Raw genomic sequence first — 23,194 nt, 5'->3', positions numbered from 1 at the left:
ACTTGCTACTTCTGATGGTTTTTTTGGACGGTCATTGATTTAGCATTAATGTGCAAACTGGGCCGAAAGGCTCCAGGTCCGCAATAATGTTTCCGGTTGCACACGGAAATCACCCATGTCGCACCGCGGCGCTGTCTTGATTCTCGGGGTCAAACACGCAACTGTCGACCTCCTAATGTACGGCGTGCCAAACTTTGAGCCCAATTTTTTTCGCGATCCACACACGCTGATTGAAGTATTAGGTGCAGAGCTTAACGGACTCATCGGCAAAACGTTCGAAGATTACTGGGTCATGTGGGATCTTCGAGAAGACGTGCATTACACGGATGGTCCTGTTGTTCTAAAAATAGGCGGCGAACCATACGAATTTGTTGCAAGGGATCTGGACAAGTTCAGCATAACGCGTGCACGTGTTGATCTGCTAAGTCCCTTGGACTGGTATGGCGCGGGCGATGAGCTTCCATTGGCGTGGAGAACTCAGACGGAAACGGCAATCAATCAACTGATTGGACGCACAGTAAGCGGCATAGATATTTTGCTGTATGCGCTTACGACGGACCTCATCTTCGCCAAAGAGAGCCCCAGCGAGCTTGCTCAATCTCATACCTCCGCGCAAATGCTTCACGGGTTAGAGCTAGCGTTTGAAACTGACGCCGATCGCGCTGGACCCAACTACCTTCAAATATGGAATGCGCTGGATGCCACAGGCATCTCAAGCTCGATGGAGGTTGCCGCCTACGAGGGACTGACCCGCGTTGCCTTGAGTCTCCCCTCAAATAGATGGCCACCAAGCCAGCTACTTCCATCCCGATAGCGACTGTCACGGCTCCGTGCCGGTTATTACTTCGATTTTTAGCCCCTAGACGCCAAAGTGCTTGATTTGTCAGTAGCGCAAGGCTACCGCAATGGGTCTGGAAAAAAGTTAGCGAGGCCGCGTGCACGGTCGCGAGCGTGCATGGCGAAGCCGGCATTGTTCGGAGGGAAGCGCTCACCATCCATCGATTCAAATCCCGCCGCTGCTCCGCTATTCACTAAGCGCCTTTTTAGAGAACAGAAGCTTCCGTTCATTGAATAGGGCCACCTTTGTGAGGTCACTGAATTATCCAACCAGAATGAAAACTGGCACACAAATAATTTACCCCCCCCCATCAGCGCCCGGCCCGGGCCCCTCAAAGCCCAGGGCCGGGGACGCGGCAACACGATTGTTAGCCATATCCGAATCTGATCCGCAGAACGCAACGTGAACCAAGGCGTTCCGCCGATTGCGACCAGCGCGATTTTTACGGTTCAGCTTGCTTGGCGATGGAGCGCCGGGGCGCTGGCCATTTGGAGCCGCGCCCGGCGCCTATACGAACAATGTCTCGCGTGAATGAGGGATTTTGCGTCCAGTTTGGCGCACGCCCACAGCGATGCTGAGGCGCGTACGACGGTACGCAACGAAGCTCGCGAGGACGTACGCCGAAATGGGCGCAAAAGACCCATTCACGGCACTAACTTGTAGCCTTGGCCGTATACGGTGACGATGTGCTTCGGCTCTTTCTGATCTTCTTCGAGCTTGCGCCGTAGCTTGACGATGAAGTTGTCGACCGAGCGGTTGTTGGGCGTGGGCGCGACGCCCCACACCTTTTCGAGCAGCTCGTCGCGCGAGACGGGCTCGTCGCGACGCTCGCGCAAGATCTTGATGACCTCGATTTCGTAAAAGGTTAGGCGCTTAACCGCGCGCCCCTTGCTCATGGTGTGCTTGCGCAGGTTGACGTGCCATTCGCCAATGGAGAAGGCATCGTCGCCAGACATCAGCCGCGCCTGGCGGCGAAAAATTGCCTTGATGCGCGCCACCAGCTCGGCGACGGAAAACGGCTTGGTGACGTAGTCGTCGGCGCCGACCTCGAGCCCGCGCACCTTGTCGCTCTCTTGGCCCTTGGCGGTTAGCATGATCACCGGCACGATCGGATCGCGCTGGCGAATCTCTTGGCACACGTGATAGCCGTTTTCGTCGGGCAACATCAGGTCGAGCAAGATCAAATCAGGCTGCCATGACTCGACCGCGGCGATGCCCTCGAGGCCAGTGAAGCGGCTTTCCGTAACGAAGCCCTCGAAATGCAGGGCATCGGACAGCCCGCGCGCCAAATCGGGTTCGTCCTCGATGATGAGGATGCGCCGTTTATCTGGTGATTCCACGCCGCCGTTGTAACGCATTCCGTGCGGCTGCGCCCAGGCGGCCGCGCGCAAAATCACACGGGGTCAGGCAGCGGCGCTTGCGTCGGGGTGCGCCTGCGCGGGGGCGATTGCGTCAACGGAATCGACAGCGTAAACGTCGCACCCTTGCCGATCGCGCTGGTCAGCGTCACATCGCCGCCGTGCGCCTGCGCGATGCGCTTGACCAGCGCCAGGCCAACGCCCGAGCCACGGCTCTTGCCCGCCCGCGCCGCCTTGCTGCGATAGAAGCGTTCGAACACGCGCGCCTGCTCTTCCGCCGCGATGCCCGGCCCATTATCGCTCACCGTGATCTGCGCCTGATCGCCTTGGGGCCGCACCGACACCGCAATGACATTGCCCTTGCCGGCATACTTCGCGGCATTGTCGAGCAGGTTGATGACGGCAATAAACATCGAGCCCTCGTCGGCAAACGTTACGGTCGGCTCGAGCGCGCGGGTCACCGTCTGCCCCGCGCGCGCGATGCGTCCCTCGGCGATCTCCAGGGCGCGCTCGACGATGCCCGCCAGATCGACCTGCGTGAGATCCTGCTCATCCATGGCCGCCTCCATGCGCGAGAAGTCGAGCAGGTTGTCGATAATCTCGGTCAGGCGCACGCTCTCGCGGCGAATGGACTGCGCGTATTCTTGCTGCTGCTCGGCGCTGGTGACGCGGCCCAGCGCCATCATCTCGCTAAACATCGAGATGATCGACAGCGGCGTCTTGAGCTCGTGCGACACGTTGGACACAAACTCGCTCTTGAGCTCGATCGACTTGCGCTCGCGATACATCGCGGCCAGCAAAAAAACGATGCCCGCGACCATCACCAACAGCGCCAGGGCAACGAAGGTCAGATCGAACACGCGTCGATCGCCGAGGGTCGAAGCCGCGGGCGATTGGCGCTCGGCCACCCGCACCCGCCAACGATCAACCGTTTCAACAAAAGGCGCCTCGACCACGGTGCGCGCGCCGCGAAACGGCCAGCCATAAACGATCTCGCCCTGATCGTCGACGACCTGGTATAGCCGCGGCGAGCGAATATCAAAGTACTGGGGAAAGACCGAGCCAACGAGATACAAGAGGTCGCTCTCGACCACGATGTAGTGCGAGCGCCCCTCGACCTGGCGGCGCACGAACGAAAACAGGTAGGGCAAGCCGTCGACCACGAGGTGGGCGTGGCCACGGCTATCGTTGCCCACCTCGCGCAGCGGCAAGATCGGCAGCAGGCTCTCCTCAAAGAACTCGCGAAACGCGATCGCCTCGGCGCGCTCGCGCTCGCGCGACGCGACGTAGCCACCGGGCAGCACCTCCAATTGTTCGTCGAGCACGAACACGCTGCGCACCGGCACTCCCAGCTGATTAACGACCCGGTCAAGGCGCGCGAGGTCCGCCAAATTCACCGCGGCAAACAGCTTGTCGTCGGTTGCCAGGAGCTGGGATTCGATCCCGAGGACCTTCTCCATTGCCAGCTCGTGCAGCGTATCGCGGATGGTGATGCGCTCCTGGGCGTACGATTTCTGGGACAGCGAATACGAGTACCAAGCGAGCGCGACGGCAGCCAATAACACCGCGAAAATAATTAACTTTATGGGGGAAAAGCGCAGCACCCGGGGTGCATCCTAGCCCAAGTTGGCCACTTGCTGCGGCAAACGAGATCTCCTGTGATGCCTAACCAATCGCTTTTCTAAGTAGCTAATCTTGCTATGAAACCAGGTAGCGTGCTACCGGGGATGTACAAGTGCCAGGGTAGGTTCTCTGGCACATCAGAATTCTTCTTACTTAGCGGTAAGACTCAGAGATTGAGGTAGGGATGGACTCTATCTTCGAAGAAGATGCGGGCGAAGTAGGCGGCGAAATTGAGGCGAATTGCCCATCACCTCGGTGTAAGGCGGATACGACTCATACCATCGTCAGCATGTACGAAGACGAAATTCGTCGGGTGCAGTGCGTGGTTTGTGGCGATGTCCACGCGTACCGAAAGCCTCGCGGCGACGGTGCTGAAGATGCCGACCTGGTGCCCAAGAAGCGCGCTTATACCAAGCCGACGTGGAACGACGCCCTGACCAAGTGCGCCGAAAACGACCTTGGCGGCTGTCGCGCCTATTCCATTCGCGATGCCTATGAAGAAGGCGATTTCGTGTTGCACCCGGTGTTCGAAGTCGGCGTCGTGACCGAAAGCCTGCCCGACAACAAGGTCGAGGTGGTGTTTCGCGATGGCGCGCGCGTGCTCGTGCACAATCGGGGCGACCTCGCCTCGCGCATGCCGGGGCTAAGCGATTTGCCGACGCCGCGTGAAGGCAAGAAGCGCCGCGCAGCAGGCAAGGAAGAACTATCCGACTCGCCACTGCGCACCGTGCAACAGGCGATCGAGTTAGCCAAGGCCGCGACGGTGCGTCGCGCCGAAGGTGGCAAGGCTCCGCGCGGTGGCAAAGGCACCGTGCCTCCACCAGCCGCTGTCGGCAAAGGCAAAACGCCAGACGCCAAGGCTGTGCCGGTCGCTGGTAAGGCCGCTGGCAAAGTGGCGCCAGCACCTGGCAAGGCACCCGCCAAGGCGGCAAGCAAAAGGGGCCGGCAGCGGGCAAAACCGCCGCCAAGGTCGCCGCCAAAGCTCCAGCCAAGGCGAGCAAAGCTGCCGCGAAGTCTGCGCCCGCCAAAAAAGGCAAGCCCGTCGCCAAAAAAGCGGCGGCCAAGCCTGCCAAGAAGGCGCCGATCAAAAAGGCCGCACCTGCTAAGAAACCGGCCGGCAAAAAGCCCGCCGTGAAAAAGGCCGCGCCCGCCAAGAAGCCAGCCGCCAAGAAAACCGCGGCAAAAAAGCCCGCCCCGAAAAAAGCCGCCAAGGCTAAATCCAAAAAACGCTAGCGCCGCGTTAGATCGCGGGCAGCAGCACGGTGAACTGGGTGGTGTTTTTATCCGACACCACCGAGATCACGCCAGCGTGGCGTTCGATCAGGCGCCGGGCAATATAAAGCCCAAGCCCCGACGAGTCGCTGGTGGAAGAGCCGTGATGCGTCGCGTTGGAGAAGGTCCCGAACGGTTCAAACAGGCGCGCGAGCATGTCGGGCGCGATGCCGGGCCCCGGGTTTTCGATCACCAGGCGCACCCATGGGCCACCGAGTGCCTCGATGGGAGGCAGGTCGACAAGGCACGAAATTGTCGAGCCAACCGGCGAATACTTGGTGGCATTGCTCAGCAAGTTGACGACCACCTGGTGCAACTTGTCCTTGGCGCCAATCGCGACGGCATGCGGCGGCAGGTGCAGGGTCAGGTCCTGCCGTCGTTGTCGAAACAACAATTCTAGCTCGGCGGCGACATCGGTGAGCACGCCGGGTAGATCAACCGGGCACAGGGTCAGCGGCGTGGCGTCCGCATCCAGGCGCACGGTTTCGAGCATTTCATCGGCCAACCGGCGCAAGCGGTGCCCATTGCGTTGGATGACCTCAAGCGGCCGCCGCAGCGACTCGGCGATGGGGCCAAAGGAGCCATCGGCCACCATGTCGGCATACCCAACAATGCTGGTGAGTGGCGTGCGCAGCTCGTGCGCCACGATCGCGATGACGTCGCGATGGCTCGCTTCATATTGTGCAAGCGCTGCGGTCAGCCGCGCGATCTCGAGCTCGGCCGCTTCCAAGGCTCGCTCGACCTGTGCGGGCGCGACGGTGGTGCCGCCTTGCGAAGCTGCGCGGGTCTCCGATTCCTTGGTTTTGCTCACCCTTGCCCCACTTTATGCATCTTTTTGCGGGCAATCGCGCCAAAAAGTTGCGCCCAACCCCGTTTCGCCATTTCTATAACAGCATGGAGATGCAGTGTACCAATTGTAGCACTCGGTTCCGCCCCGCGTTTGTCTATCAGGTGGCCGTTGGCCAAGATGGATCTCGCCAGCACTTCTGCAGCGTCGGCTGCCGGAAGGCCACGCTGGGCGACGATGCCTTCCGCGCCAAGCGCGCCCGCCGGATAGCCATCCTCAACCAAAAGGGCGGCACCGGGAAAACCACAACCGCCGTCAACCTCGCCGCCGGCGTCGCCGAACGCGGCAACAACGTCCTGCTCATCGACACCGACGCCCAAGGCAACGTCGGCGTATCGCTGGGCGTCAAGGGCGAAAAGAGCCTCTACCACGTGCTGGTCGAGGGCGCCGACCCTGCCGATGTCGCGGTGCCGGTACGCAATAGCCTCGACGTCATCACCTGCGACCAGACCCTGGCGGCCGCCGAGATTTGGCTGGCGCGCCAGGCGCCGCAGCACCGTTCGCGCGTGCTGACCAAGCGGCTCAATCACGTGCAGGTGTCGCGCCGCTACGACTACGTCGTGCTCGACTGCGGCCCGTCGCTCAACCTGCTCAATCAAAACGCGCTTTCTTATGCCGACGAGGTCGTCATTCCCGTCACCTGCGATTACTTGGCGCTCGTTGGCGTCAAGCAGGTGCTGCGCACCATCAAGGACGTCGAACGCCACCTCGGCCACTCGGTGCGCGTCTCGGCGGTGCTACCGACGTTCTACGATGCGCGCACCAAGCTGTCGCGCGAGGTGCTCGAAACCCTGCAAGGCCACTTCAAGAGCAAGTGCCTGCATCCAATTCGCCACAACTCACGCCTCGCCGAGGCGCCGAGCCACCGGCAAACGATCTTCGAATACGCGCCGCAATCAAACGGCGCGGAGGACTATGATCGCGTGGTCGACTGGATGCTAACCACGAATTCAAGCACCGACCAAGTCGTCGCGCCAGACGCGCCGGCCACACCATTTTTCACGCCAACCGCATCGATGCACGTTTAATAAGGGGGACACTATGAAAGAAGAAAAATTGTTACGCCACGATCCACTGCTAGAGGCCGACGCCATCTTGAGCGAAAGCTTCTATGGCCGCCCGCTCGCGGCGAACGCCACGTCGACGGTTGACGACACCTTTGCCGAGGGCACGCAGATAACCCCTCCTGCCGAGAAGCCAACCCACTACAAGGTGATTTGCATCTCGATGTATACCAAGGACCTTGAGCAACTCGACGCCAAGGTTGCCGAGCTCAAGCGCCGCGGCTGGACCAAGGCCAACAAGTCGCAGCTGATTCGCCTCGCGCTCAGCCAGCTCGACGTCGACGCGCTCACCACGCCGCCGCAGTGAATCTGCTAGGCGCGCGCGCCTAAGGACATAGTCGCTACTGGCGCCCCGTCCCCGACCGCGCCAGATAGCGCGCATGATGCGACAACGCCTGCATGCGCCCCGGATCTCGGGAATCGTAATAGCCGCGAATGGCCAGCGACCGATCGAGCAGGACAAAATGCCCGCTGTGATTGATGTTGGGCACGGCGCCCTCGCCCGCGCCCGGCTCGCTGCCGTTGTGTTCCAACGCGAGCTTAAGGCCGTCTTCCATGACGCTGCGGATTTGCGCGAAGTCGCCGGTAAGAAAGCGCCAGCGCCCAGGGTTAGCGGCATAGCGCTTGGCATAGGCCGCGAGGCGCGCCGGCGTGTCATACGCGGGATCGACGCTAAACGACAGCAGCTTCACCCCATCCGCGACATCCTTGGTATCGAGCTGCAGCTTGGCCATCAGCGCGCTACTCACCGGACAGATCGTATCGCAGCGGGTGAAAATAAAATTTGCGATGATGACGTTGCCGACTACCTCGCGCTCGGTGACGGGCACGCCCGCCTCGTCGACGAACGCAAACGCCGGCATCTGGCCAAGCGTTGGCAGGTTGAGCGCGCCGCGCTTGGCCAAGAGTGACCCGCCCGCGATGATGCTAAAGAGCACCACGACGAGCAGCGCGAGGATGACAAAGGCGAGCCGACCCGAGATGCGACGCGGCGCGGCCGCCTGCGCCGGCACAGACGCCGAGGGCCTAAGAGTGGGGACTTGCTCCATGCGGCGAAGCATGGCAGAAATTTGCCGGCGCGCTGCCCCCCGCCGCACGACTTTGTGACGCAGGCCTTGATTGTCTGGGGCAGACCTAGCAACGTCGGCGCGTGCCCATTTCGCTCGAGGTCGCGCGCTTGCTCATCGGGGTGCTGATGATCTCCTTTGGCGCGGAGCTGCTGCTGCGCGGCTCGGGCTCGCTGGCGCGCAAATTGGGCAGCAAGGCCCTCGTGATTGGCCTCATCGTCATTGCGTATGGCAATGCCGCACCTGAGCTCGCGGTGTCCACCGATGCCGCGCTGTCGCAAGCGACGCCGCTGGCACTCGGCAACATCATCGGCTCGTGCATCGCCAACCTCAGCCTGGTGCTCGGGCTGGCTGCCGTCATTCGGCCGGTGATCATTGATGGCCGCCTGCTGCGCCGCGAGCTGCCGGTGCTAGTGGGCTCGGTGCTCCTGGTCCCGCTCTTGCTCCTTGATGGCACCATCAGCCAGGTTGAGGGCGGGCTGCTCATCGGTTGCGCGGTGGTGCTGACGGTGCTGACGCTGACCATCGCGGCGCGCCACGATCACACGCTGGGCGAGCAGCGCCTCGTCGACGCTGCGCGTGATGCCGGGCAATCGTATGCCGGCCGTACCGCCCCGCGCACGGCGTGGCCGATGGCGCTCGTAATGTTTGCGGCGGCGATCGCGTTGTTATTTTTTGGCAGCGGCGTTTTCCTCGATGGCGCGCGCGCGCTTGGCCGCGAGGTTGGCATCTCCGATCGCGTGCTCGGCCTGACCCTGGTTGCGCTTGGCACCGCCATGCCCGAGCTGGTGGCAGGCGTGATGGCGGCGTGGCGAGGCGACGGTTCGCTCGCGATTGGCTCGATTATCGGCTCCAACTTGCTCAACGTGTTTTTGGTGCTCGGCGTGGTCGCCTGGATGCGCCCCATCAGCCTCGGCGCGCGAGCCAACATGTACGACCTGGTCGGCCTGGTCGTCATCACCCTGCTGGCGGCATTCTTTGTCCGGAGTGGCCGCCAAATCGACCGCCGCGAGGGCGCCATTTTGCTGGCCGCCTATGCCACCTTTGTGACGCTCGCGGCTGTGACATAGTGTCCGCTCAGGGGGGGTAAACCCGCCGTGAGCGGCACTTACCGATTGCAACAACGAGGGCCTTGCGGCACATTTCCGCCTTGGTGCCCCCCATGCTTTCACAACGCGGCCGCTCCCCGATTTTCTCACTGCTCGCCGGCATCGCGCTCGCGGCCAGCGCGCCCTTCGCGGCTGCCTCGCCGCTGCTAAAAACCCCGTCGCCTGATGGACGCCCGATGCCGGCGCGCGCGTGGGTCGATCCGTCGATGGTGCAAATGTCTTCGCCGCAGGCGTTTGCCGCTGGGGGCACGGGTTCGCGCCTCATCTACCTTAACAACTGCAACGTCCCCGACTCATGCTTGGTGACCTATGGCCCCGAGGACTCGCGCACCAACCATTCTGCAATTATCGACGTCGACCAAGGCGAACTTTCGCCCTTCCCATATTCGGCGACCGTATGGAACGACTTCGTGCAGTGCGTGCGCGAGACGCTGCTTCCCTTTGACGTTGAGGTCACCGAGTCCGACCCGGGCAATGTGCCGCACTGGGAAAACATGGTCGCCGGGCATCCCAATGATATGGGCATGAGCAGCGACATCGCCGGCGTTTCGCCATGGAGTGGCGGCTGCGCGGTGCTTAACAATACGATCACGTTTACCTACGCAGAGAATCACAATGAAAGCGCCTATCAGCTGTGCTGGACGGCCGTGCAAGAAGTGGCGCACTCATGGGGGCTCGATCACGAGATGCTCGTCAAGAGCCCGATGACGTACCTCAGTGGGCAGCTGCCCAAGCGCTTTCAAAATGTCGATGCCTTTTGCGGCGAGGACCAAAATCGCCCCTGCGAGTGCGGCCCGAGCAAGCAAAACAGCTGGGAGTACTTAATGAATCTCTTTGGGCCATCGACGCCGATTCCGCCCACGGTGTCGATCTCGGTGCCGCCGGATGGCGCGCGCGTTGCGCAGGGTTTTGCGGTTAAGGCGATCTACAACGATGACGTCGGGGTGGAAAAGGCCGAGCTTTATATCGATGGCGTGCTGATCAGCACGGGCACCAGCGAGCCATTTGTCTTCAACGCGCCTACCGACTTGGCGCCGGGCATGCACCAGGTGGTGGTCCGCGCCTATGACGTGCAAGATGCGGTTGGCATATCGGCGCCGGTGAACGTCGAGATTGGCCCGCCGTGCGTGAGGCCGTCTGAGTGTGGCGCGGGCAATACGTGTTTTCTCGGCGAATGCGTGCCGGGCCCCGATACACCCGGTGGCATGGGCGCGCCATGCTCAGAGAACGAACAATGTTTTGACGCCTGGTGCGCCTCCAATGGCACGATTGGCGTCTGCAGCTCGGAGTGCGATATCGCGGCCGCCAATTGCCCAAGCGGCTTTGACTGCGTGCAAGCTGGCGATGCTGGCGCTTGCTGGCCGAGCTCCGATAGCGGCTGCCAAGGCAGCACGCCCGACAACGTGCCGCTGCTGCCATGTCTGCTCGCGATGGTGGTGTCGTGGGTGATCGTGCGCCGTCGCCATGCCTAAGCCAGCGCATGAGCTGTTTGCCTTTGCGGCCCGGGTCTTACAAAGCGATGCGCTCGCCGATAAGCTAGCGCCGCCGCCGCGCAGCACCGCAAGCTCCGGCACGCCGATGCGCCTCGCCGCGCCGGTTCGCCCTGCCACCTTGCAGATGGTGCCGGCCAAGCTCGCCAAGGTGCCGCCGCCGCAGGGTTTGACTGACCCGCACCAACGCGTGCGCATCTTGCATGCGCTGGCCAATCACGAGCTGCAGGCGGTGGAGTTATTCGCGTGGGCGATGTTGGCGTTTGCCGATATGCCGCCCGCCTTTCACCATGGCCTGCGCGGCATTCTTGAAGATGAGCAGCGCCATTTTCGCCTCTACGAGGCGCGGCTGGCCGACGACGGCGTGGCGTTTGGCGATTTGCCGGTGAGCGGGCATTTTTGGAATATGCTCGACGAACTCACCACGCCGGCGCGTTTTCTCGCCGTGATGGGGCTGACGTTTGAAAACGCCAACCTCGATTTCGCGCAAGCCTATCGCGCGGTCGCCCTGGCTAAGCACATGCCGGCGCTCGCCGAGGTGTTCGAGATCGTGCACCGCGAGGAAATCGCCCACGTGCGCTTTGCCTATCACTGGCTGCAAAAGTTGGTGCCTGGCGACGGGTGGGACGCCTACGTCGCCAACCTGCCCGCGCCGCTGACGCCGGTGCGCGCGCGCGGCAAGGAATTTGATGTGGCGGCGCGCCACGCGGCCGGGCTCGATGACGCGTTTATCGCCAGGCTCGCCCGCGCGACGAGCGTGGCATGACCACCGTGAACGCGCGCCGCGCGGTGCTCGTTGCGAACTTTGATTGCGAGCGCACGTGGGGTGGCGGCGCGCCGCTGCCCGCTCGCGTCGCGCGGCGGCTGGCACCGCTGGCCCCGCTGATGCGCGCGCTCGTGCCTGCCGATGTCTCGTGGCGCCTGGCTGGGATGGGCGCGCCGGTGGAGGCCGAAGCGGACGAAGCGCTGCTTGCGTGGGGCGCGCTTGGCGACGCGCCTGAGCAAGAGCTTGACGACGGAGTGACACGCGCCAGTTTTCCGCTCGCGGTATCGACGCCCAACGCCATGCCAACCTCCGACGAGGCGTTGTGGGCCTTGCTGCTTGCGGCGACGCCTCACCGCGCGGCCGCGATCGCCGGCAGCGATCGACGCGAGGTCGCCAGCCTTCACGACGCGCTTGGCATTGCCTTTGGCCCCATGCACCACGTCGACACCATGGGCGAGTTACAGGCCGTGCTCGCCACCAGCGCCGCACCCTTTGTCCTTAAGCCCTCGCTCACCGCCGCCGGACGCGACCGTGTCGTCGTCGCGCAGTCGTCCGATTTTCGGACGTTCGACATTGCGCGCGGCTTGCTGCGCGATCACGGGCGCGCCATCGTTGAGCCATGGGTGACGCGCACGCGCGACGTTGGGCAGGCCGGGCTGCTGACGAGCCGCGGCGAGCTGCATGCGTTTGCGCCGCACGAAATTGTTACGTCGAGCGACGGCACGTTTATCGGCGCGCGCGTGCATGCGGATGACGCGTGGTTGCCGGCGCCGTGGCGCGCGCAGCTAGCCGCGGCCTTTGTGGCCGCCGCGCAAACGCTGGCACACGTTGGCTACCGCGGCCCGTTTGGCATCGACGCCTTTGCCTATCAAACGGCGGCCGGCGAGGTGTTTCGCCCGCTGTGCGAGATCAACCCGCGCCTGACGTTTGGCTGGCTGGCGCAGGCGTGGGCGCGACGCCTCGGCTCGCCGGGGCTGCTGACGTTGCGCCGCCCAAGTCCCGCCCAGGGCCCTACGGCGTTGGCGCTGACGACGCCGGTGGCGGCATCGTCGCCGGCGGCGTGGTTTGTCCCGGCCCCCGCTGCGTGATCACTAGCTTGCTCACCGGCTGCAGTCGCGGTCGCAAGTCGCCACGCCGCTCGAGGCGATTGCCTTGGCCGTGAAATTCTGGAAAAGGTTCGTTGTCATTGATCATGGTCACCGCGACATTGCCGCGCCGCGATACCATCAACACGGGATGTAGCGCGGGATCCGCCACCGGCCAGTCAAACGAGAGATGAATTCCTTGCGCGTCAAACGCCGTCACGGTCGTGCCCGCCACAACGCCCGGCAACAGCGTAGCTAGCTTCCATGCACGGCGATCTTCGTCTTTAAAATCTGGCGCGCGTTGATCGAGCAGCGCGTTGGTGATGGTGAGCACCTCACGCTCGCCGGCAAGCACCGCAATGCCAAACGGCTTGCGCTCGGTCTCCTGCGGCGGCGGCTTCGACGTTCGCTTGGCCTGATTTTCGTCGCTAGCCTTGCCACATCCGAGCATCGCCGCGCACAACACGCCAAGCGCCAGCCAATGCGGCGCGAGCGGGCTCGAGACATCGTTCATACTGTTCATTGTACCCGGGCCAGGCGCTGCCCGCCGCCCTTTGCAGCCCAAGGTGGCGACTACCAACCCCATCGTTGGGTGGCTCCTCGCAACACGATTTGCCAGCGCAGAACAATAAAATCCTCGCAACTACCTAACATCGCAATGAAATAGCGCCTTAGATGGTAGGCACGGGTCTTGCTTAAGTTACAGATGTGTCATTATTTTCCGCCAAACTCAGCACTCGGGGCGGCCTCGGGTCTCGAGGCGTTGCCTGTGCCTTGCTGCTCGTCCTACTGACGGCATGGACGGTACCGCTGACGCACGCCGCGTCCTATCGCGGACGCAGCGGCGGCTATCGCGAAGCTCGTCCAGCCTCCGCGCTTAGGCCGCCGAGCATAAATCGAAAACCGGCGCCCCGCTTAACATCCAAGCACGCGTCGGCGCTTGCGTTTCGGCAGGCCGCGGATCAAGCCACGCGGAAACAAGCCGCGGTGAGCAAGCGCCTCTCCAAAATCAAGTTGGCGCCGCCCACTGTCATCGAGCTCCTCGCGCGCCAGCCTGGCCCCATCGGCGAGTTTATGCGCGGCGTCTTGCGCGACGGGCCTAAGCACATGTGGCATTCCATGGTGAAACGCCCCGCCATCTTTTTTGGCGGCCTGATCGCGGTTGGCACCATCGGCGCGCTCGGCGCCATGTATGACCTCCATACCGAACCAGCGGTTGTCGTCGCGGGCATCGCGGCGCTTGCCATACAACTATGGAGCGGCCTCAAGATCGTGCGCCAAGCCCCACCCCACCAACGCGCGCGCGCCATCGGCGCCGAGCTCGCCTTTCCGACCTTAGTTTGGGCGGGCAGCAGCGCCGCCGCGATGTCGCTCGGGCATGGCGCCACCACCTCGGGCGCAGGCGATGCCGCCGCCAAGGCCATGTTGTTTGGCGGCGAGGCGCCGGCAAATCTGAGCATGGCGACGCGCGGGGCCAAGCCGGCCGCGACGCACTAGCGCCAGCCCAACAACGCTTTGCTGGGCGCCACGCAGAGGAGGCATGGCGCAGCTAAGCGCGCCAAGCAGACACTTAAGCCCGCCTTCCGCGCACGCGGTGATATGTCGGCGACATGACAATAAGTGGGATTTGGCCGCTCGCGCTCGCAACGGCGGTGATGGGTCTCACGCCAAACCGTACCTCGCAAAACGTCAGCTCGTCTGCGCTGCCAAGTGCCGCGGCGATCGCCGGCATCGAGGTGCCGTTTCAAGAAAATCGCGGGCAATGGGACGCGCGCGTCGCCTTCAAGGCCGACATGTTCGCCGGTTCGCTGTGGGTTACAAACAATGGCGCGCTCGTGCATGCGCTTGCGGGACAACGTGCGGCCGATTCGAGGTCACCATCGCCTGAGACCGCGTGGTCCTTGGTCGAATCGTTTGTCGATGGCAAACACACCATGCCCACGATGATCGACCGCTCGCCAACCAACGTTTCGTATTTCCTCGGCGACCAGGCTAGCCAATGGGCTGACCGCGTGGAGACCGCGTCGCGCATCTCGCTCGGCGAGGTGTGGCCTGGCGTCGAGGTGCGCCTGCAGGCGCGCGGCAGCCGTATCGAGAAGTTTTTTCATGTGTCGCCCGGCGCAAGCCCACGCGCCATCGCGGTCCGGCTCGATGGCGCGCGCAAAATCTCCATCGACGGCTCTGGCCGGCTGATCGCCGCAACGGATCATGGCGACGTCGCTTTCTCCTCGCCCATTGCGTTTCAAATCATTGCGGGCCAGCGTCGCGACATCGCGGTAGCCTATCGACTTACGCCCTCGGGCTATCGCTTTACCGTTGGCTCTTATGACCAACGCCACGAGCTCGTCATCGATCCGATCTTGCAAAGCACGTACGCCGGCGGCGACGGCACCAACTTCGCCAGGGCCATGGTTCGCGACAGCGCGGGCAACATCCTTATTGCGGGCACCACCGGCAGCCTCGATTTCCCTGGGACCACTGGCGGGGCCCAACCTTCTTATGGTGGCTCGTTTGACATGATCGTGCTTCGTTTTAACAGCAGCCTCACAACGATGCTGCAGGCAACCTACCTTGGAGGCGACGGCTCAGACGACGCCAATAGCATAGCGGTGGATACCGCCGGCAACGTAGTCATCGCCGGGGAAGCGGGATCAAACTTTCCGGGTACCGCCGGCAGCGCGCAGCCAACATGGGGTGGCTCGCAAGATATGGTTGTGGTGCGCCTAAATGCGACGCTGACGACGCTGGTTCGATCAACGTACCTTGGCGGGGCCAATAGCGAAGGCGCCCAAGGCCTCACCCTTGACAGCGCTGGCAATATCTTTGTGGTCGGGCGAACCGGCAGCACCGATTTCCCTGGCGTGAGCGGGGGCGCACAAGCAACCAAGGGCTCAGGGAACGACCTCGTGATTGCAAAACTCAATAGTGGACTGACCACCCTGATCCAAGCCACCTATTTCGGCGGGTCGGGCGCCGAAGGTGAGCTCTGCGCCATCACCGTCGATGAAAGCGACAACGTGCTGATCGCAGGTGCCACCAGCAGCGCGGCGATGGCCGGCTTTGCTGGCGGCGCGCAATCGTCTTATGCCGGTGGCGGTGGTGATGCCGTTATCGCAAAATTCAGCAATGCCTTGACGTCCCTTATTGGGGCCACTTATTTGGGGGGCACCGGCAACGAAGGTGCGTCCGCGATTGTCATCAACAGCGCCGGCAATGTCGTGATCACGGGTTCGACCCAAAGCGCAAATTTTCCGGGCACCGCAGGCGGCGCACAATCCAGCCACGGCGGCGGCTCCGATATGATGATCGCGATCCTGAGCAGCGACCTGACAAGCCTAGTCAGGTCAACCTACCTAGGCACCGCGATGGACGATCATTCCTATGCGCTAGCAATAGACGAAAATGGCGACGTTCTAATCGCTGGCAAAACGCCTGGCACAAACTTTCCGGGTGTTACAGGAGGCGCGCAAGCGACGATCAGTGGCGTGGACGGAGATATGGTCATCGCGAGGCTTAACGGCACCCTTACAACGTTGAAGCAAGCTACCTATGTCGGCGGCACCGCCGACGATCAAGCGGCGGCTATTATGTTTGACGGCGCAGGCAATATTCTCGTCGCCGGTCACACACAAAGCACCAATTTCCCAGCGACCTCCGGCGGCGCCCAACCAGCCAAGGGCGCAGGCGCATCCAATGTCGCGGTGGTTCGCCTGACGCCGAGCTTGCGGCTAGTTGAGCCCGTGCCGCCACCCGACGCGCCGACCATTACGGCCCCCGCACAGAACGCCGTCATCGGCGACACCACGCCTACGATTAGCGGCACCTGCGAAACCGGCGCCGAGGTGGTCGTGAGCGAGGCCATAACCGAGTTGTGCACCACCACGTGCGCCGCGTCGGCGTTCAGCTGCACATCGACGGCACTGGCCGACGGCGAACATATTATTTACGCCACGCAAACCACCGCCGCGGGTGAAAGCGCACCGTCTGCGGACCGAACGTTTACGGTGAGCAGCAACGGCGAAGACCTCGACGCCGACGGCGATGGCATCACCGATGACCTCGACAATTGTCCGTTGGTGGTAAACGCCGACCAAGCCGACATCGACGACGATGGCGTCGGTGACGCCTGCGAGGACACGGATTCACCAGACGAGCCCAGAGGCTGCGGTTGCTCATCACCCGCCACCCCCGGCGCCGGCTCGGGCATCGCCGTTGCGTTGCTCGTTCTCCGGACATCGCGTACCCGCTCCAAACGTCGAACCACCTACATGTAGCCGCGACGCGCCTTTGTTCTAGCAGGAGCGCCGCCTTGTTCGCGCAGTACGCGCGTGCGACGATCTCTCGTGATCCAAAACATACCGCGAACGATCCATGCGCGCTTGCTTGCCGCGTTAGCCAGCACCGTGATGCTGACCAGCTGCTACTTCGAGGGCGGCGCCGCATATTATCCAAAAATCCGCCAGACCGTCGAAACGCCCGAAGTCCCCACGCTCACCGACAACAGCAGCGGCTGGTCGCTGAGCATGACCATCGGCTTTTATCTCGACGTTAGGATTAAACGCGCCGGCTTTGGCCTTGGAGGCTCACCCGGCTTCAACGGCGGCGGCGTCGAGCCGTTTGATGGCATCGCGAGCGCCGATGGCAAGGGCCTCGTGCTGCGTGGCGACGTCACCGTCCCTACCCGGTTTTTGCCGCGCAAACTCGAATCGCGCTTTACCGCCATCTACCATGGCCTCGAGGACGTCTCGGCCACCGTTTTACCCGAAACCGAATCGCGCACCTCCGAGCGCGTCGATGCCAGCTCGTGGTTTTTTGGGACCGGGCTCGCCTACCGCCTGCCGGTGCGCAACGGCATCAAGAAGGGTAATTTTCTGTTTATCCTAAACGCCGGCATCGAGCGCTACGCCGCGGAGGTCGAAGACATCGATCACCGCATTGTCCGCATGTCGGGGACCGGCCTCGGCGCGCGCCTAATGGTGGTGCCGGCCATGATCGGCACGCCAACGCCCTCGCCTTACGAGTCGTACAAAAGCCCGGACACGTACAAAGGCAAGGCGGGCTGTTACTACGCGACGGATTGCGATGTCGACGGCAATTGCACGGTGCAATACAAGTGCATGTAGCGGGCTAGCCCGGGCTACGCACTACGGGGTCACTCCACACCCTTTTTTCCGCAATTGATTCAGTTACTTGTCTACCCTACTGCGTGATTACCACGCTGCCTCAATAGTAGGCACTCTGCTCCGCAACGACTTAAATGCAAACAGGTTTTAGACCCGGTACGTGACCCTATCGAGGTTGCTATAACGACCGCATGCCCGCCCGCCGCGCGCCGCGCCTGCGCCGTTTGCCGATTGCTCAATTTGTGCCGCCCAAGTGGCGCGCGGCTATCACGATTGTTGTCGCTGTCGCCGTGTTCGCGTTTGCGTGGTGGCAGCAGTCGCGGCAGCCGCAGCCGTCGACACCGGCGCAAACACCTGCGACGACTCAGCCCCAATCGCCGCCGCCGATACAAGCGCCGGCAACCGCGCCACCCGCCGACGCCGCCTCCCTCACCATCCCCGATCAAACCATCCGCAATGAAGACGGCCGAGTCCTCTATCGCGGCGACATCGATCTCGCGGCAACGCTGGCACGCATCGCCGCCGGCGCGCGCGACGAGCACGTCAACGACGGCGCATACTATCGCAACTTCGAGCGCCGCCTGCCCGCGCAGCACGACCGCGACTACTATCGCGAATTTGTCGTGCGCACGCCGGGCCATCGCGGCGTCGGGCCGCAGCGCCTCGTGCTTGGCAACCGCGGCGAGGCCTATTACACGCCGGATCACTATCAAACCTTTCGCAAGCTGCCCGTGACCATCGCCGAAAGCGAGCGCCCATGACCGACCGCGCCGTCGAAGATTTCGACACCCTCGCCGCCACGTGGGCAAATCTGCCGCCCGGCTTTCATCGCCATGCACTCGACCGCGCGCGCGCTATATCTTCGCCACTCGCCCTCGCCGCCGCCTGCAACACGCACGCCCTGCGCCTGGCCGTGCTGGATCTCCGACCCATCACCGACAAAACCTCCCTGCTGCATGCGCTGACCCGCGCGCTCTCACTCCCGCCTTCAGCGCGCACCGGCTTTGACGCCGCCACCGACGCCATCGCCGCCTATCTCGCCACCCCACCCGCCACCACCGCCATCTTGCTCTGGCAATCGCCCTCGCTCCTCCGCCGCCGCGATCCCGCCACCTGGCGCACCGCCCTCGACGTCTTTACCGAAGCCGCCGCCCGCGCCGCGTCGCACGGCCCCGCCCTCGTGCTGGTCACCTAAGTGGCAACAGCGAAAGGCTACGCATCGCGTATCCCCACCGACGCTGCCAAAGCGCCAACGCCTTACGCCGCCCTGCCTTTCCCGCTTACCCGCCATGGCACCCGCCCGCCAATCGACGTATAAACGGCGGTACATGAGGCATCTGCTTTTAGCCATGGTTTCGCTGGGTTGGTTCGCGTTTGCCGCCGCCACCACCGCGTCGTGCAAGAAGGAAAACGCGGCGTACTGCAGCCCCGACGAGCCCGCCAGCGCCGAGCAGCACCCGCTCAACCGCTGCGCCGCCGACGAAGTGTGCCTGGTCGGCATCGCCAATAGCTGCCTACCCAAGGCCGCCTGCGACGACGGCTCACTGTGCGGTGGCACCTCGGGCACGCCCTTCTGCGCGGCCAACGCCGACACGCGATCGGCCACGTGCGAGGCCGCGTGCACCGCCGATGTTCAATGCGCCGCCCTCTCGGCCGACTTGCCCATGTGCGCCGGCGGCGACTGCGTGCAATGCATCGCCGGCGCCGACTGCGCCTCGACGCTGTGCAACACCGACAACACCTGCGTCGACGCCGCCGAAGTCGCCTACGCCGCCCACAACGGCAGCGGCAATACGTGCACCCTCGCCACCCCCTGCGACTTCGCCACCGCGCTGACCAAGGTTTCCGCAACGGTGAAATATATCAAGCTGGCCGCGAGCTCGTCGTCGCACTACCAAGCGCCCTTTGTTATCAGCGACCTCGACGTGACAATCATTGGCGATCTGAACGCGGATGGCATCCCCACCGCGCGCTTCGTCGATATCAATATTTCCGACGACCAGCCGCTGTTGAAGATCAACGGCACCGGTTATGACGTGCGCTTTGTCAACGTATCGATCGAGGAAGGTAACAACTCGTCGGCCGCCGACGCCGTCAACCTCGAATGCTCCGGCACCGGCACGGTCTCCATTATCGGTTCGCGCGTGATCGACAGCGAGGGCGTTGGTGTTCGATCGGGTTCGTCGTGCACGTTGGTTGTGGAAGGCTCGACGATTGCCCGCAACAATCTCGGTGGGCTAGACATCTCGGGGCCGTTTTCGATTACGAATAACTTTATTGCGTTTAATGGCGACGAAAACGCGTCTGCCGTTGGCGGCACCAGCATTGCCGTCGCCGGATCTCCTACCAGTTCGATTTTTTCCCACAACTCTGTAGTCAGCAACGAATCGAATCTCGGGGCAGGCGGTGTTGTTTGCACGATTAACCAAGCAACAGTGCTATCCAACAACATCATTGCTCTTAACGACTCAACATTTGGCCAATTGTCTCTCGCTAGCCAATGCACAGCGAGCAACACCGCCAGTGACGATTCGCTCGGCACCAACCCCGTCGTCGTCTCCGTCTTCCCGTTCGTCAACGCCGCCAGCAGCGCCAGGTTCGACCTCCACCTCACCGCCGACCTGCCATCGCAAGGCACCCCCATCGCCGCCATCACCACCGACATCGACGGCGACACGCGCTCCACCACCGCGCCCGACATCGGCGCCGACGAACGCTAGCCGAACGCGCAGCTACTCACGTTGCCGAACCACAATGGCGATGGCCGGGTTCACTTGATACCCACCTTCCACCGTTTGCAGCAAATCGCGCAGCCCCAAGGAACGTAACGTCGATAGCGCGACGTGCAACCGATTAGAAGCCGACTCAAACGACAAATTATCGTGCCACGCCGCATGCGTTAAGGCGTCAAACGTAAGTGGCGTCCCCGGGCGCTCAAGGCGCTCCTCAACTAACGCACCAAGTATTTTCTTCAACGTGTTTCGTCGGCGCACGTCGATAACATTTTCTCCGTACGTCAAAAGTCCAGCCGGATCCCATTGCGCGACCGAAGCCGCACCAGCCTGCCGAGCGGCGCACCGTTGATAAAGGCGATAAAACAGCTCGGCATCGTCACCTTCCACCAGCTCCTGCAACACCGGGGTGCCTTGGACCGCGCAGCGCGCGCAGTACACCGCGAAAGTCACATTCGCTTCGGCGGCGCTCGCGGCCTCCGCCTCGGCCAATTCGAGGCAGCGCGATGCCTCCTCGACATTGCCGAGCGACAGCATGGCCATGGTTTGGAGCGCGTGAATGAGCGCCAAATACCGCTTGGCACCCACCGCCGCGATGAGCGACAAGGCGCGAAAACTGAGCGACAGCCCTTGCGATGGGTCGCCTTGCTCGAGATAGGCGCTCGCCAACGAATACAGCGCCGAGCCTTCGCGGTGCGGGTGCCCGATCTCGCGAAAAATTCGCGCAGCCTCGGCCTGCTTTTCGATGGCGCCAGGCACATCGCCGCGTGCCTGGGTTGCGATGCCTAAGGCGAGCGTCGCGGCCGCCTTCATCATCTTTGAAACGCTCGTGCTGCGCGCCAGCTCCAAGCACTGCGTCGCGAGCGCCCACTCCTTTTGAATAATTCGGATCACGCCGAGCTCATACGCGACCGCCGCCAAGCCCAGCCGATTTTGCTGCGTCTGAAACAGCGAGTGGGCGCGCAAGGCATCGCCCAGCGCGCCCCCAACCTCGCCAAGTCGGCGCAAGATGTGCGCTTTTCGCAACAAAACCTCTGCCTGCACATTGTCGCGGTAGGCCGCCGATACCAATGGCCCCGGCTGGCCCTGCGTTGCCTGCACGAGCGCGCCATCGATCAAGGCTAGCGCTCCAGGCAAATCTCCCTCGACCTCGATCACTTCGGCTTGGCGGCAACCAACGAGCGCGGCGACAACCTGGAGTTGCGCCGCATCCTCGTGGTCAGCCAGCAGCGCCAGGCATGCATGCCAATGTTGCTTCGCTTCCTCAAAGCTACCGAGCTCTCGATAGGCGGCGCCCCGCTGGCACAAAACGAGCGCCTGCAAGCGCCGATCTGGACACTCAGGAATCCGCGTCAGGAGCTCAAGGCGGCTCCGATGGTCGCCTTGCTCAACGAAGAAGCACTCCATCCACAAGGCGAGCGCGGCCGCTAAGTCTTCGGCAGGCCGCTGCTCGTTCCCAAGTCTAAAAATACACCCGGTTTGTTTGGCCGCTTGCAGCGTTGTCTCAAGCGCGTACCGCGCATTCGGCATCATCAACGCCAAATCGTTGGAGAATGCCATGGCCTTAACACCTTGCCAGGCGCGCATGGCATAGATTTCCGCATGACGCAGCCGCAGGCGCCACAACGCATCTGGCGGATGATCTTCGCCCGCGCGCTCGCGAACAGACTCATAAATTTGATAGTAGGCTCCGGTAAACTGAACCAAGCCATAGCTGCAAAGGTGATCTAGGCTTTCGTCCGCTCGCACCTCTGCCGAGCTAAGGTCGCTTGCCTGTTGCGGCAAGACCTCGCGATGTAGCTGCCGCCAGTCGTCTCGCGAAAAGGGGCCGTGGAAGGCCGCCAGCAAGGGGAAAGCATGCATGGCGGTTGATGGCACCAGCTTTAGGGTGTCGGCGAGCGCCCGCCGCAGCGAACTATGCTTGTCAGGCCCTGTCTTGCCGAAACCGTCGAGCGGTCGCTGCGCGCGTTCCAACATGTCGCGGAACGAACAAAACCGTGCCGAGCTTGCCGCCAGCTCGAGCGCAAGCGGCACGCCTTCGAGCAGTTGAACAATTTTACCTGAAAGCAGCGCGTCTTCATCGCAAGGCAGCGCAAGTGGGTTGCCCGGCGCCGCGGCACGAGCCTCACGCGCGCGCTGAATAAAAAGCTGCCATGCGGGGCTTGCCTTGATCGCCTCAAGCGACGTTGTCGCCGGCGTCGGCAACGGCCCGAGCTGATGCTCAACGTGACCCGGGACGTCAAGCGAGATGCGCGACGTAAGCAGAATTGAAACGTGCGAACTGGCGAGCCATTCGACGAGTTGCAGGTTTAGGGCCGGCAGCAATTGTTCAACATTGTCGATGCAAACTACGGCTCGGCCAAGTCCACGCATGATCGCCGTCGACGCGGCGGCCGGGGAGATGCCCGGCGCCGCCAGCTGACCTCGTTCGCCAAGCCCCATACATACCGCCTGGCACAGCTCATCGACGTTGTTGCAAAACGTGGCATCCAAATAAATGCAACCGCGTCCGCCGTGGTCGGAATAGAGTGTTTGCAGGCGTTCTGCGGTTTCGACGAGCAGCCGCGTCTTGCCCATGCCTCCAGGCCCGACAATCGCGACAAGGCGTTTATCAGTGGTGAGATGCCGCTTGATCGCTTCGAGATCTGGCTCGCGACCGACGATATCGACCAGTTGTTGTGGGAAGTGCCTGATCTCCATCGAAGGGTCCAAGTCTAAGTCCAATCAGCTAACGATGCATTAAGCATTCATTATCCGCATAACATTTTCGGGTTGACTTAAAACTCCTTAAAATCAATCGTGAACGCTGTTCGCGCATTG

Annotated in this window: 20 protein-coding genes; 14 read left to right on the top strand and 6 right to left on the bottom strand. The window is 62.7% G+C overall.

Going from position 1 to position 23,194, the window contains the following annotated elements; all coding sequences use genetic code 11:
* Window positions 1-115 precede the first annotated feature (115 nt).
* Window positions 116-814 (top strand): hypothetical protein, encoded by a 699-nt coding sequence (locus IPL79_00230; GenBank protein MBK9069428.1) that lies wholly within the window; start codon window positions 116-118, stop codon window positions 812-814.
* A gap of 668 nt (window positions 815-1,482) precedes the next feature.
* Here the strand turns inward: IPL79_00230 and IPL79_00225 are convergent.
* A complete protein-coding gene (locus IPL79_00225; protein ID MBK9069427.1) occupies window positions 1,483-2,196 on the bottom strand; it encodes a response regulator transcription factor in 714 nt (237 codons plus the stop codon).
* 35 nt (window positions 2,197-2,231) lie between these two features.
* Window positions 2,232-3,800 carry a HAMP domain-containing histidine kinase gene (locus IPL79_00220; GenBank protein ID MBK9069426.1) on the bottom strand — a complete coding sequence of 523 codons (1,569 nt, stop codon included), beginning with the start codon at window positions 3,798-3,800 and terminating at the stop codon, window positions 2,232-2,234.
* A 203-nt stretch (window positions 3,801-4,003) separates the two neighbouring features.
* Between IPL79_00220 and IPL79_00215 the strand changes: the two genes are divergently transcribed.
* Window positions 4,004-4,954 carry a hypothetical protein gene (locus tag IPL79_00215; GenBank protein ID MBK9069425.1) on the top strand — a complete coding sequence of 317 codons (951 nt, stop codon included), beginning with the start codon at window positions 4,004-4,006 and terminating at the stop codon, window positions 4,952-4,954.
* Between the two features lie 105 nt (window positions 4,955-5,059).
* On the opposite strand, the gene IPL79_00210 is transcribed toward IPL79_00215, so the two are convergent.
* Entirely contained in the window at window positions 5,060-5,902 is an 843-nt protein-coding gene (locus IPL79_00210) for a HAMP domain-containing histidine kinase (protein MBK9069424.1), read from the bottom strand.
* An 89-nt stretch (window positions 5,903-5,991) separates the two neighbouring features.
* Here IPL79_00210 and IPL79_00205 point away from each other — a divergent pair, with 89 nt between their 5' ends.
* Both IPL79_00205 and IPL79_00200 read left to right on the top strand, forming a co-directional pair.
* The gene (locus IPL79_00205) at window positions 5,992-6,966 is read left to right on the top strand and encodes a ParA family protein (GenBank protein ID MBK9069423.1); all 975 of its coding nucleotides are present in this window, start codon (window positions 5,992-5,994) and stop codon (window positions 6,964-6,966) included.
* A 13-nt stretch (window positions 6,967-6,979) separates the two neighbouring features.
* Entirely contained in the window at window positions 6,980-7,309 is a 330-nt protein-coding gene (locus tag IPL79_00200) for a hypothetical protein (GenBank protein ID MBK9069422.1), read from the top strand.
* Between the two features lie 34 nt (window positions 7,310-7,343).
* Here the strand turns inward: IPL79_00200 and IPL79_00195 are convergent, their stop codons facing one another.
* On the bottom strand, window positions 7,344-8,063 hold the full coding sequence (locus tag IPL79_00195) for an SCO family protein (GenBank protein ID MBK9069421.1): 720 nt from the start codon (window positions 8,061-8,063) through the stop codon (window positions 7,344-7,346).
* Window positions 8,064-8,152: 89 nt separating this feature from the next.
* Between IPL79_00195 and IPL79_00190 the strand changes: the two genes are divergently transcribed.
* The 4 genes from IPL79_00190 (at window position 8,153) to IPL79_00175 (ending at window position 12,522) form a co-directional block, all read left to right on the top strand.
* On the top strand, window positions 8,153-9,139 hold the full coding sequence (locus IPL79_00190; GenBank protein MBK9069420.1) for a calcium/sodium antiporter: 987 nt from the start codon (window positions 8,153-8,155) through the stop codon (window positions 9,137-9,139).
* Window positions 9,140-9,231: 92 nt separating this feature from the next.
* A complete protein-coding gene (locus tag IPL79_00185) occupies window positions 9,232-10,650 on the top strand; it encodes a hypothetical protein (GenBank protein ID MBK9069419.1) in 1,419 nt (472 codons plus the stop codon).
* On the top strand, window positions 10,643-11,434 hold the full coding sequence (locus IPL79_00180) for a DUF455 family protein (GenBank protein ID MBK9069418.1): 792 nt from the start codon (window positions 10,643-10,645) through the stop codon (window positions 11,432-11,434). The genes IPL79_00185 and IPL79_00180 overlap by 8 nt, the downstream gene beginning before the upstream one ends.
* Complete coding sequence (locus IPL79_00175; GenBank protein MBK9069417.1) at window positions 11,431-12,522, top strand: ATP-grasp domain-containing protein; 1,092 nt, start codon at window positions 11,431-11,433, stop codon at window positions 12,520-12,522. Before IPL79_00180 ends, IPL79_00175 begins: the two co-directional genes overlap by 4 nt.
* On the opposite strand, the gene IPL79_00170 is transcribed toward IPL79_00175, so the two are convergent.
* Window positions 12,446-13,033, bottom strand: coding sequence for a hypothetical protein (locus tag IPL79_00170; GenBank protein ID MBK9069416.1), 588 nt, complete (start codon window positions 13,031-13,033; stop codon window positions 12,446-12,448). The genes IPL79_00175 and IPL79_00170 overlap by 77 nt on opposite strands.
* 260 nt (window positions 13,034-13,293) lie before the next feature.
* Between IPL79_00170 and IPL79_00165 the strand changes: the two genes are divergently transcribed.
* From IPL79_00165 to IPL79_00140, 6 genes are all read left to right on the top strand, one after another.
* On the top strand, window positions 13,294-14,016 hold the full coding sequence (locus IPL79_00165) for a hypothetical protein (protein MBK9069415.1): 723 nt from the start codon (window positions 13,294-13,296) through the stop codon (window positions 14,014-14,016).
* A gap of 113 nt (window positions 14,017-14,129) precedes the next feature.
* Window positions 14,130-16,793 carry an SBBP repeat-containing protein gene (locus IPL79_00160; GenBank protein MBK9069414.1) on the top strand — a complete coding sequence of 888 codons (2,664 nt, stop codon included), beginning with the start codon at window positions 14,130-14,132 and terminating at the stop codon, window positions 16,791-16,793.
* A 69-nt stretch (window positions 16,794-16,862) separates the two neighbouring features.
* Complete coding sequence (locus tag IPL79_00155) at window positions 16,863-17,642, top strand: hypothetical protein (protein ID MBK9069413.1); 780 nt, start codon at window positions 16,863-16,865, stop codon at window positions 17,640-17,642.
* A gap of 191 nt (window positions 17,643-17,833) precedes the next feature.
* Window positions 17,834-18,403, top strand: a complete 570-nt coding sequence (locus tag IPL79_00150; GenBank protein MBK9069412.1) for a ribonuclease — start codon at window positions 17,834-17,836, stop codon at window positions 18,401-18,403.
* The gene (locus IPL79_00145) at window positions 18,400-18,837 is read left to right on the top strand and encodes a barstar family protein (GenBank protein ID MBK9069411.1); all 438 of its coding nucleotides are present in this window, start codon (window positions 18,400-18,402) and stop codon (window positions 18,835-18,837) included. Before IPL79_00150 ends, IPL79_00145 begins: the two co-directional genes overlap by 4 nt.
* 133 nt (window positions 18,838-18,970) lie before the next feature.
* The gene (locus IPL79_00140) at window positions 18,971-20,362 is read left to right on the top strand and encodes a right-handed parallel beta-helix repeat-containing protein (GenBank protein ID MBK9069410.1); all 1,392 of its coding nucleotides are present in this window, start codon (window positions 18,971-18,973) and stop codon (window positions 20,360-20,362) included.
* 12 nt (window positions 20,363-20,374) lie between these two features.
* On the opposite strand, the gene IPL79_00135 is transcribed toward IPL79_00140, so the two are convergent.
* Window positions 20,375-23,074, bottom strand: a complete 2,700-nt coding sequence (locus IPL79_00135; protein ID MBK9069409.1) for a hypothetical protein — start codon at window positions 23,072-23,074, stop codon at window positions 20,375-20,377.
* Between the last annotated feature and the right edge of the window lie 120 nt (window positions 23,075-23,194).

The organism is Myxococcales bacterium, assembly GCA_016716835.1.
In the GTDB taxonomy this organism is placed as follows: Bacteria; Myxococcota_A; Polyangia; order Haliangiales; family Haliangiaceae; genus JADJUW01.
Note: the sequence above shows the minus strand (reverse complement) of the source record. Positions and strands in the feature narration are given on the sequence as shown.